General features: G+C 58.1%; 9 protein-coding genes. All 9 read left to right on the top strand.

Features of this window, described 5'->3' with window-relative positions:
- Positions 1-5 precede the first annotated feature (5 nt).
- Positions 6-3,593 carry a type VI secretion system membrane subunit TssM gene (gene tssM / locus ACCW76_RS00790; protein WP_436337464.1) on the top strand — a complete coding sequence of 1,196 codons (3,588 nt, stop codon included), beginning with the start codon at positions 6-8 and terminating at the stop codon, positions 3,591-3,593.
- On the top strand, positions 3,590-4,264 hold the full coding sequence (gene tagF / locus ACCW76_RS00795) for a type VI secretion system-associated protein TagF (RefSeq protein WP_436337465.1): 675 nt from the start codon (positions 3,590-3,592) through the stop codon (positions 4,262-4,264). Before tssM ends, tagF begins: the two co-directional genes overlap by 4 nt.
- 10 nt (positions 4,265-4,274) lie before the next feature.
- The gene (tssA, locus tag ACCW76_RS00800; protein WP_436337466.1) at positions 4,275-5,291 is read left to right on the top strand and encodes a type VI secretion system protein TssA; all 1,017 of its coding nucleotides are present in this window, start codon (positions 4,275-4,277) and stop codon (positions 5,289-5,291) included.
- 25 nt (positions 5,292-5,316) lie between these two features.
- The gene (gene tssB, locus ACCW76_RS00805; RefSeq protein WP_436337467.1) at positions 5,317-5,889 is read left to right on the top strand and encodes a type VI secretion system contractile sheath small subunit; all 573 of its coding nucleotides are present in this window, start codon (positions 5,317-5,319) and stop codon (positions 5,887-5,889) included.
- Positions 5,882-7,381 (top strand): type VI secretion system contractile sheath large subunit, encoded by a 1,500-nt coding sequence (tssC, locus tag ACCW76_RS00810; RefSeq protein WP_436337468.1) that lies wholly within the window; start codon positions 5,882-5,884, stop codon positions 7,379-7,381. The genes tssB and tssC overlap by 8 nt, the downstream gene beginning before the upstream one ends.
- 63 nt (positions 7,382-7,444) lie before the next feature.
- Positions 7,445-7,927: an Hcp family type VI secretion system effector gene (locus ACCW76_RS00815; RefSeq protein ID WP_436337469.1), complete on the top strand. Its 483-nt coding sequence runs from the start codon at positions 7,445-7,447 to the stop codon at positions 7,925-7,927.
- A 69-nt stretch (positions 7,928-7,996) separates the two neighbouring features.
- Entirely contained in the window at positions 7,997-9,724 is a 1,728-nt protein-coding gene (gene tagH / locus ACCW76_RS00820) for a type VI secretion system-associated FHA domain protein TagH (protein ID WP_436337470.1), read from the top strand.
- Positions 9,724-10,500, top strand: a complete 777-nt coding sequence (locus ACCW76_RS00825; RefSeq protein WP_436337676.1) for a PP2C family protein-serine/threonine phosphatase — start codon at positions 9,724-9,726, stop codon at positions 10,498-10,500. The genes tagH and ACCW76_RS00825 overlap by 1 nt, the downstream gene beginning before the upstream one ends.
- A gap of 10 nt (positions 10,501-10,510) precedes the next feature.
- The gene (locus ACCW76_RS00830; protein WP_436337471.1) at positions 10,511-11,395 is read left to right on the top strand and encodes a hypothetical protein; all 885 of its coding nucleotides are present in this window, start codon (positions 10,511-10,513) and stop codon (positions 11,393-11,395) included.
- The last annotated feature ends 40 nt before the right edge of the window (positions 11,396-11,435 follow it).

The following is an 11,435-nucleotide window of genomic DNA, read 5'->3' on the forward strand; positions in this document are numbered from 1 at the left end:
TGGCCATGATTCGCACTGTGTTTTCCATCGCCACCAGCCGCCTGATGTGGAGCGGCCTCGGCATCACCGCACTCTGTTTGCTGATCTGGACCGTTGGCCCGCTGGTCGCCATCGGTGACTACCGCCCGCTGGAATCCGCGCTGTATCGCTATATTGCTATCGCCGTGCTGTATACGTTGTGGGTCAGCTATCGCGTGGTGCCGCGCCTGTGGCGTCGCTGGCAAAACCGCCGTCTGGTGCAAAAAATCGCGCCGGTGGAAAGTGCGCCTGCCGATGAAATGTCGGCCGAGCATCCGCTGGCGGAGCGTTTCAGTGAGGCGACTCAGTTGCTGCGCCAGGCGCGATTCAACCGCCCGGAAAGCCGTCGCTGGCCACGCTGGATGCAAAAGCTCAATCGACAATATCTGTATCAACTGCCCTGGTACATGCTGATTGGCGCACCGGGGGCCGGTAAAACCACCGCGCTGGTCAACTCGGGGCTGCACTTCCCGCTGGCGGCGCAGTTCGGCAAGACCGCACTGCGCGGCGTGGGTGGCACACGCCACTGTGACTGGTGGTTTACCGACGAAGCGATCCTGCTGGATACCGCCGGGCGTTACACCACGCAGGAGAGCGACCGCCAGCAGGATGCCTCCGAATGGCGCAGTTTTATCGGATTGCTGAAGAAGTACCGCCCACGTCAGCCGGTGAATGGCGCCATTATCACCATCAGCGTCGGTGATTTGCTCAGTGAGTCCGAGGATGTGCGTCATCAACAGGCCAGCGCCCTGCGCAAGCGCCTGCTGGAACTGCGCGATCAGCTGGCGATCCCTTTCCCGGTTTACGTGCTGGTGACCAAAACCGATCTGTTGAAAGGCTTTACCGCCAGTTTTGGCGCGATGAGCAAAGCGCAGCGCGATCAAATCTGGGGCTTTACCTGGCCATGGAGCGAGGATCAGCTCGACCCAGGATCGGCATTCGAACCGCAGTTTGATCGTTTGCATCAGCGCCTCGATGCCGGTTTGGCCGATCTGATGATCAATGAACATGACAGCCTGAAACGCGCCGAGATGTATCTCTTCCCACAAGAGTTCATGGCGTTGAAACCTTTGCTGAAACACTACCTTGACGTGGTGTTTGCCACCTCCGGTTATGACGCAAAGCTGATTCCTCGCGGTGTCTATTTTACCAGCGGTACTCAGGAGGGGTTACCCTTTGACCGCGTGATGGGCCAGATGAGTCGTGCGCTCGGCTTACCGGCGCTACGCGCGGCAGATGCTGCCTCACAGCAACCGGGACACGGCCAGAGTTTCTTCCTGCACCAAATGTTGACCGAAGTGGTATTCAAAGAGGCCGGGCTGGCAGGGATTAACCGCTGGTGGGCGATGCGCAATCGTCTGGTGCACTTAGTCACTTATGGCGTCCTCGCATTGCTGCTGTTGCTGGCGTTGATTGTCTGGTTTACCAGCTATCACCACAATAAAGGCTACCTGGCGGAAGTACAGCAGCGTGTGCCGGATATTGAGAAGCAGAGTAAGGCGCTGTCGCCGCTCAACGGTGAGAACCTCTTCTCGCAGCTGCCGTTCCTCAACAGCCTGGCGGGCCTGCCCAACAGCGACAAGCTCACAGACCTGCAACAGCCGCCGCTCAGCTGGCGCGCTGGATTGTATCGCGGCGAAGAAGTCTCCACCGCCTCCGACTCACTGTATCAGCGAGCGCTGGAGCAGATGCTGTTGCCAGTGATTGCCCGCAATATCACCGACTGGCTGCGCAGTGATAACGGCAGCGATGTCGATTACAGCTACGAAGCGCTGAAAGCCTATCAAATGCTCTATCTGCCGCAGCACTATGATGGCAAATTCCTGCACGCCTGGGTGATGCTTAACGTACAACGCACTCAGGGCGCTAATGCTCCACAGGCGCAGTTAAAGGCGCTGGATTATCACCTGGGTCAACTGCTCGACGACAAAATCAACGCTTCACCGTTTGAGCGCGATGAGCCACTGGTGGTGCGTCAGATCGAGATGATCAGCCGTTCACCGCTATCAACGCGCGTCTATGGACGCCTCAAACGCCTGCTGATGCCACGTATCACGCCGGGTGTTAGCGTGGTCAATCTGAGCGGAGCCCAAACCGAACTGGTGTTCAGCCGTAAAAGCGGTAAACCGTTAACCGAAGCCATTCCTGGCTTCTTCACGCCCGCCGGATACTGGGGACCGTTTAACAGCAACATTAAAAACGTGGCAGCCAGTTTACTGCAGGAAGATCGTTGGGTACTCACCCGCCGCGAAACTGCCGACGAGCAGAGCACACTGGAAGAGACGGTGCGCCGCCTTTACCTCGACGACTACATGCGTCAATGGGATGCGCTGCTGCAAGACATTCAGCTCCAGCCAATCAATAGCCTCGACGCTCGCATCAATATGGCGCGTTTGCTGTCCGGACGCACCTCGCCACTGCGCCAGCTGATCATCAATCTCAGCCGCAATCTGACACTGACGCCGCCCGAGGATGAGAAAGCCAAACAGGATCAGCCATCACTGCTGGAACGCAGCACGCATTACGTCAATAACAACGCGACGGCCACCTTGCAGGCGCTGTTCCGTGCACGTAAGGCGGCACAGAGCGGCAATATTGAGGCTCCGGAGCAGCGGGTGATGGCGCACTTCGCCAGCATCATTGAGCAAGCACAGGTCAGCGATCCTAAACAGAGCAACATCCCGTTTGATGCACAGCTGAAGGACATCGACGATCTTTACAGTTATCTCACCGCCGTGCAGGACGCCAGCAACAGCGGCATGTCGCCGCCGGACAGCAGCATTATCTCCCGCATGCAGGCCGATGCCGGGCGTCAACCTGAACCCTTCCGCACGCTGCTGCTGGAGTTAGCCGTGGGCGCCAGCAGTGACACGCAAAAGCGCGATATGAGCAATATGCAGAAACGTGTCGGGGTGGAAGTGGGTAGCTTTTGCCGCAGTGCCATTGCCGGGCGCTATCCGTTCAATCGCACGTCGGGCACCGATGTCACACCCGACGATCTGGCGCGCATGTTCGCACCCGGCACCGGGCTGATGGACAGCTTCTTCCGCGACAATCTCGCCAGCAAAGTGGATACCACCCACAGCAACTGGCGCTATGCCCCCGGCGTCGATGGCAAAACGTTACCCGGCGGCACCAGCCTGCTGCGCCCCTTCCAGCAAGCACAGGCGATCCGCGAAGCGCTGTTTGCCAACGGTTCAACCACGCCGACCTATCGCCTGACGATCACCCCCATCGGCATGGATAACAGCATTCTGAACCTGACGCTGGATGTGGATGGACAGATCCTACGCTACAGCCACGGTCCGCAGACGCCGCAGGTGGTGAACTGGCCGGGCAGCGGCAACACCCAGCAGGTACGCATGCAGATAGGCCTGACCGACGGCACCACCAATACGCTCAACACCAGTGGCCCGTGGGCGCTGAATCGCCTGTTCGACAAAGCCAGTTTGAGTCCGGCCAGTGGCCAGAGCCAACGCGCCACCTTCTCGTTGGGTGGCCATCAGGTGGTATTGGCTTACACGCCAAACAGCGTGCGCAATCCGCTGCAACTGCCGGGGTTTAGCTGCCCATGAATAACAAAACTTCACCCTTGGGTTGGTACGGCAAACTGCCGGGCAGCGGTGACTTCATGCGCCGTCGTCTGCCCACACGGCTGGTGAATAGCTGGGCGCAATGGTTTCAAAGTAGCCTGCCGCGTCTGGCGCAACAGCCTGCCGGGGGGCGTGCACCGGTGTGGAATTTCATCATTCCCGCGACCCTGGGTGTGCCGATGATCCAGATGGGGTGTCTCTTGCCGACGCGCGATCGCGTAGGTCGGCAATATCCCTTGTGCGCGATGCAGTTAGTGGACCCCGTTGACTGGCACGCCATGCAGTTGCACACCGCCGGTGACTGGTATCACCAGCTCGGCAAAACCCTGACGCTGGCGGTGCAAAATCGCTACAGCGGTGATCAATTCGATAATGCGCTGAACGCACTGCCGCCACAGCTAGCGCGGCCGCCGCAGTCGGATGTATTTGATGTGATCGGTTATCAGGATACGCCCTGCAATCTCAACTGGCCGCAGGTGGTGCACTACTTTGATCCCGCCCAGTACAGCAGTTTCTGGTGGAGTAACCAGAGTGACGGCAGCGCCTTTTACAGCCATTCGCACAGCGGCAACTTCACCACTCAGCTGTTCTTGCGTTTGTTCAATCCACCCCATGCCAGCCGCGGCGAACCGCCGTTGTTTGGCCCGTCTTAACGGTGAATAGATGAATATCGACGCCCTTCTTACCCCGCTGCGTGACGATGCGCCCTGCGGCGATGACCTCGAATACGATGCCGCATTTATGGCACTGGAACAGGCGCGCAGTGGCAAAACGGAACAGCAGTTTGGCAACACCATCATTCCGGCCGAGCCACCCGACTGGCAATTGGTGGCACAGCAGGCCGAACAGCTGTTGAACCGCACGCGTGATATCCGCTTGCTGCTGATTCTCACTGAAGCCAGGACGCACACTCAGGGGTTATCGGGCTGTGCGGCCGGGATGACGTTGCTCAGTGAAGCCATCGCACGCTACTGGCCCACACTGCATCCTGCACTGGAGTTTGACGGCGAGCCGGATCTGCTGATGCGCGTTAGCGCACTGGCCGCCCTCGGTTCGCGATCGGGCTTATGCCGGGCAATGCGCAACAGCTGGTTGCTGAAAAGTGCCACCGGTGAACTTACGCTGCGCGATGCCATCGCTCTGCTCGACGGCAGCAAGAGCGAAATAGCGGATTTCCCCGGCGGACTTGCGCGCTTACGTGAAGCCATGCAACACCCTGACTTCGCCAACGCAGAGGCCATCCGCACGCTGTGTCAGCAATTCACACTGCTGCGCCAGTCGCTGGAACAGCATCTGGAGGCGGCGGACAGGCCCGATCTGGCGACGACAGAAAAGGCACTGGGGTTGCTGTTGCCCCTTCTGCCCACACAAGTGTCCCCCATTGACGCAGCAGAACCGGCTATCACAGAGACGGTGGCAACGCCGCTGCCATCGCTCTCTTCCGTTGGCTCACCGCCGCTGAGCTGGCAGCAGGTTCAGATCGAGTCTCGCGCTGATGCTGAGCTGATGCTGGAAAAAATCCGCCTCTACTTTCAGCAACACGAACCGAGCCATCCGGCGCCGATCATGCTCGAACGCGTGCAGCGTCTGATTCAACTCGATTTCCTCGACATTATTCGTGACCTGGCGCCCGACGCCGTCACCCAACTGCAGGGCCTGTTTGGCCGTGCGGGCGAATAAACGCCTGACCTCAGGCACATCACTCATGGAGAACACTATGGCTAACTTCCCCACCATTAAACGCGCCCGCAGTGGACAGAAGTTCATCTCGCGTAACCGTGCGCCACGCGTGCAGATTGAGTATGACGTGGAGATTTATGGCTCTGAACGCAAGGTGCAACTGCCTTTCGTGATGGGCGTCATGGCCGATCTGGTGGGGCAACCCACAGAAGATCAGCCGGAGATCGCCGAGCGTAAGTTCCTCGAAGTGGATATCGATAACTTCGATGAGCGCATGAAAGCGCTAAAGCCCCATCTTGCGTATCACGTGGAGAACACCCTGACCGGCGAAGGCAAGGTCGGTGTCGATCTCACCTTCAACAGCATGGAAGATTTTCTGCCCGATGCGATTGTGCGCCGTGTCGATCCCCTCAATGAGCTGCTGGAAGCCCGTACACAACTCTCCAATCTGCTCTCCTATATGGATGGCAAAAACGGAGCTGAAGCGCTGATTGCCGAAGTGCTGAAAAACCCGACCTTACTGAAAACGCTGGCCGCTGCCCCTAAACCGGCGACCGCCTCGAACGATGAAAGCGAAACGGAGAAACACGATGAGTAATGCTGCCTCGCAAACCGCACGCCTGCAGACGGAAACCGTCACGCAGAGCGACTTCAGCGCACTGCTGAATAAAGAGTTTCGCCCGAACAACGATCAGGCGCGTGACGCCATTTCACAGGCGGTGCAAACACTTGCCGCGCAGGCACTGGAAAACACCCTGCCGGTATCAGACGATGCTTACCGCACGATTCAGGCGCTGATCGCTGAAATTGACGCCAAACTGTCGCAGCAGGTTAACGCCATCATGCATCACGAGAGTTTTCAGCAGCTCGAAGGCGCCTGGCGCGGCCTGCACTATCTGGTGAACAACACCGAAACCGACGAGATGCTGAAAATCCGCGTGATGAACATCAGCAAAAAAGAGCTGAGCCGCACGCTGAAACGCTACAAAGGCGTGGGCTGGGATCAGAGCCCGCTGTTCAAGAAAATCTACGAAGAAGAGTATGGCCAGTTTGGTGGCGAGCCCTACGGCTGCCTGGTCGGCGATTACTACTTTGACCACAGCCCGCCGGATGTTGAGCTGCTGGGCGAACTGGCGAAAATCGGTGCCGCTGCGCACTGTCCGGTGATCACTGGCGCGGCCCCCAGCGCACTGCAGATGGAGTCCTGGCAGGAGCTGGCTAACCCGCGCGATCTCACCAAAATCTTCACAAACACCGAATACGCGGCATGGCGCACGCTGCGCGAGAGTGAAGACACCCGCTATCTGGGTCTGGTGATGCCGCGCTTCCTCGCACGTTTGCCCTACGGTGTCCGCACGAACCCGGTCGATAGCTTTGATTTCACCGAAGATACTGAAGGCGCCACCCATAAAAATTACACCTGGGCCAACGCCGCTTACGCCATGGCGGCCAACATCAACCGCTCCTTCAAACAGTTTGGCTGGAGCACGTCGATTCGCGGCGTGGAATCCGGTGGTTCGGTGGAAAATCTGCCGTGCCACGTGTTCCCGACCGATGACGGCGGCGTGGACATGAAATGCCCTACCGAAATCGCCATCAGCGATCGTCGTGAAGCTGAACTGGCGAAAAACGGCTTTATCCCACTGGTGCACCGTAAGAACTCTGACTTTGCCGCCTTTATCGGCGCGCAGTCTCTACAAAAACCAGAGGATTACTATGATGCCGATGCCGCCGCCAATGCCCAACTCGCGGCCCGTCTGCCCTATCTGTTCGCTTGCTGCCGCTTCGCCCACTACCTGAAATGCATCGTGCGCGACAAGATCGGCTCGTTCCAGGAGCGCGCCGATATGGAGCGCTGGCTCAACGCCTGGATCATCCGCTACGTCGATGGCGATCCGGTCAACTCCACGCAGGAAACCAAAGCCCGCAAGCCGCTGGCCGATGCGCGCGTCACCGTTGAGGAGCAAGAAGACAACCCCGGTTATTACGCCGCGAAGTTCTTCCTGCGTCCGCACTACCAGCTTGAAGGCCTGACGGTTTCTCTCCGTCTGGTGTCGAAACTCCCTTCGCTGAAACAGCAGCAAGGATAAAACCCTCTGGGCGCAGATTTTCGCCCATTTTTTGCTTGTTCATTACTAAGGAGTGTTATCAGCATGACCATCGCAATGTATCTGAAGCCGGAAGGCGTGGAAGGCGAATCTAAAGACTCAGCTCACACCGGCTGGATCGACATTCTTTCTTTCAACTGGGGGGCGAATCAGCCGAATAACATGAGCGTGGGCGGCGGCGGCGGTGCCGGTAAAGTCAATTATCAGGACCTGCACGTGCATGCTCGTATCGACAAAGCCACACCAACGCTGATGTTGTACTGCTCCAACGGTAAGCACATCCCAACGCTGGAGTTCCACGTCACTAAAGCCGGTGGCTCACAGATTATTTACAACAAAATCAACCTGACCGAAGTGCTGGTGACCAGTGTGCAGTTCACCGGTTCTCGTGATGATGACACTGTCGGGATCGAGTATTCGTTCCAGGCGGCACAGGTCGAAGATATCTACACCCAGCAATCGGAAGACGGTTCAGCGGGTGCGGATACCACTTTCGGCTGGAATATCAAAACCAACACCGCGTCTTAATCGATTCCGATCGGTTTGTTGGGGCGTCCTCTCGGGCGCCCTCGCATGCACTTTTTGCAGGTAATGCCTATGCGATTCACCCTTGTTGAGAGTAAAAACGGCGTACAGCCTCCGCTGACCAGCGTTGATTTCTACCCGCCAGGCGGCACCATTGGCCGCAGTGAAGACAACAACTTTATCCTGCCCGACGACAGTCGCACCATTTCGCGACTGCAACTGCTGGTCCACACCTCTGCCGAAGGCGAATGCCGCATCACCAATCGCGGTAACGTGATCAACGTCGATTTCAACGGCATTCCGCTGGAGCACGGTCGTCAGGTGGAATTACAAAGCGGCGATCTGCTCGGCATTGGCGACTACACGCTGGAAGTCAGTGAGATTGATGGGCAAATGCCGGCACCGCGCGTCTCAATGCCCTCCTCGGCTCAGGCGAAAACCGTACCGCACAGCCCTGATGCGAACGTGCCCGGTGAGATCTGGGACAGTTTATCGCGTGATTTTGCCACGCCCAAAGTGGCCCCTGCCGCGCCCGATGCGCAGCATCCGCTGACCCAACCTGCGGCTAAAGCGCTCAATCCGATTGATCCTTTAAGTCAGGAATCACAGCATACGGACCTGACCGAGCTTGGCGTTCGCGAAAACGACCCGGCTCGTCTGTTTACCGGCAGCGACCTGTTCCAGCAGCCCACCATTTTGCAGGATGCAACGCCCACTACGCTGCGCGATCAGCCGCGAATGGCGCACCCGCAGCCGCAAACCGAACTCGATCCGCTGGCGCTGTTTGGCAGCAGCGGCAGCGCGCAACCTGATGACAGCGATCCTTTTGGTCTGCTGAACGGCCAGGCGCAACCCTTAACGCCGCCTGACCTGTTTCAACCAGAAGCCGCGTCAGCGCTTGCTGCACAGCACACGTCATCCGCCGCTGCGGTGCCGACATCGGCGCCGTTAACACCCGTACCAGCACCATCATCATTACCCTCATCCTCTTCGTCATCGTTATCGTCACAAGCAGCGCCCTCACCGGCATCGCCATTGTCAGAAATACGGCTATCTGAACCCACACCGACGCCAACACCTCGCGTGCAGCAGGCCAACCCTGAGCACTCCAATGCACGCCGTGCCAGCGGCCGTATGGGGATTGACCCGGTGAGTTACAAAACCGCCGCGCAACGACGTGCTGCAAACACGCCAGGCGTGGAGTCAGAACTTTTACAGGCGTTTCTTGAAGGGGCCGATCTCGCCGACCTCGATAGCCAGCCCCATCTCGACAAAGAGCAGATGCACCTGCTAGGTCAGTTGCTGAGTCTGTTTTCGCAAGGCACCGTCGCGCTGCTGTCATCGCGCACCATGCTTAAACGTGGCGTGAATGCCGAAATGACCATGATCCTCGAACAGGCGAATAACCCGTTTAAGCTGCTGCCTTCGGGTAAAAGCGTGCTGGTGCAGATGTTTAGCAGCCAGATGCCCGGTTTTATGGAACCCGAAAAAGCGGTACGCGATGCGCTGGTCGACTTACAGGCGCACCAGCTCGGCATGATTGCCGGTATCCGCGCCATTATCACCGCCATGCTGCAATCCTTTAATCCTGACAATTTGCAGCAGGAAGAGAGTAGCCGCCATCTGTTCTCCGCCTCGCGTAAGGCTGCGCGTTGGGATGCGTTTGTGAAACGTTATCAAACCATCGCCAGTGAAATTGATGACGATTTTCATACCTTGTTTGGCGAAGCCTTCCTGCACGCTTACGACGTCGAAGTGAATCATTACAAAGACCTGCAAACGCAAAAAACGGATAAATGATGAATATAACGTTCGCGTCCATCAGCCATCAGGGCAAACGCAGCACCAATCAGGACCGACTGGCGAATGCACTGGGCGCTCGCGCTGCCTGCTTCGTGATGTGCGACGGCATAGCGGGCGAAAACGGCGGTGACACCGCCGCTCGTCTGGCGTGCGACACCATCATCACCCAGTTTGACGGTGACAACCATCTGGATGCACAGCGTATCCGTGGCTATATCGCCTCCGCGAACCAGGCGATTAAACAACAGCAGCACAGCCACGATGCGTTAAAAAACATGGGCACAACGCTGGTGAGTTTGTTTATCGATCGTGATTACCAGCTCGCCTACTGGGCGCATGCCGGAGACAGCCGCCTGTACCACTTTCGACGCGGTTATCTACTGGAAATGACGCGCGATCACAGTCTGGCGCAGCGCATGCAGGATGCGGGTTATCCCAGCGAGGCGATTAATCAGAATTTGCTCTATTACGCGCTGGGCATGAAAGAGGAGCGTGAAGCCAGCTACAGCGACGTACTGGCGCTGGAAGATGGCGATGTCTTTTTGCTCTGCACCGACGGCTTCTGGCACGAGATGGAGGTCAGTGATCTGGAGCAAACCTTGCGCATGGTGAGCCATCCCCAGGAGTGGCTGGCCCTGTTGCAGCGTATGAAGCCAGAGGACAACGGTGACAACTTTAGCGCCATGGCGGTATGGATGGGCGATCCACAAGAATCCACGCTGCTGAGTTCGCTGGGCGATGCGCAGCGAATTTTGTTGTCGCAGCGCGACTGAGGAGAAGGCGATGAAAACTGCTTCCGCAGTATTGCTATCGCTGCTGCTGTTGCCTGTAGCGAGCGAGGCCAAAAGCGTGCGCATCGTTTGGTCACCCACGCTGCGTCTCAGTGCCTGGCTGGATAACGTGGTGGATGGGCGCGTCAAAAGCTGGTGTGACGACAGCGTGGCCCTGCATTTCGAACCGCAAGGCGAGTTAAAACCGGATGCCCTGGAAACCTTTGTGCCGCAGGTCGGCCAGTTGCTGAAACGTCAGTGCCGCAGCCTCGACACGCTGCACTGGACGCTGATCGACAGCAGCGGCAAAGCGCTGCGCGAAGGCGATGTCACGGCGAAAGAGAACTGGCGGATCCCGCCAAAACCGCCCGTCGTGGTCGCGCAGGCCGACACCACCCCGTGGCAGCGTTTTCGTGTGAATGATCGGTGCCAGATGCGCACTTACTGGCCTGCGTCGGGCGATGCGCGCTTTACCTTTGATGCGCATCCGCTGTGTGACAAGGACGGCTGGATCAGTGGCGCCGGTACCTTGCATCAAGGTGACGCCGCCACGGCACTCTGGTTCCTGCAAGGCTATCCGCTGATCGACCTGCCCGTGGGTGCCCAGGATGCACAGGTGGTGGCAGCCAACAATCAGCGTTTGATCCTCGCCAGCGGCGTGAATGCACAGAGTTGGTTATTACTGCCCTGGGATGCCGAACATCTTGCCTGGCGTTTTCACGGCGATGTGCTGGTAAAAGCCAGCGAAGCGCAAACCCGTGATGACAACCTCAATGCCCAGTTAATGGCTGATGCGTTGCATCGCTGGCAGATTGGCGCCAGCGCCAGCCAGCTCAACTGGCACCGCGTCGATGCGCTAAATCTGCAACAGCGCGATCCCACGCAACCCGACAGCTAAACCACACCAGACTGCGTGATCACCTGACGCTTAAATGGCA

It is taken from the genome of Pantoea sp. C8B4, assembly GCF_051336905.1.
GTDB classification, from domain to species: Bacteria; Pseudomonadota; Gammaproteobacteria; order Enterobacterales; family Enterobacteriaceae; genus Pantoea; species Pantoea rwandensis_B.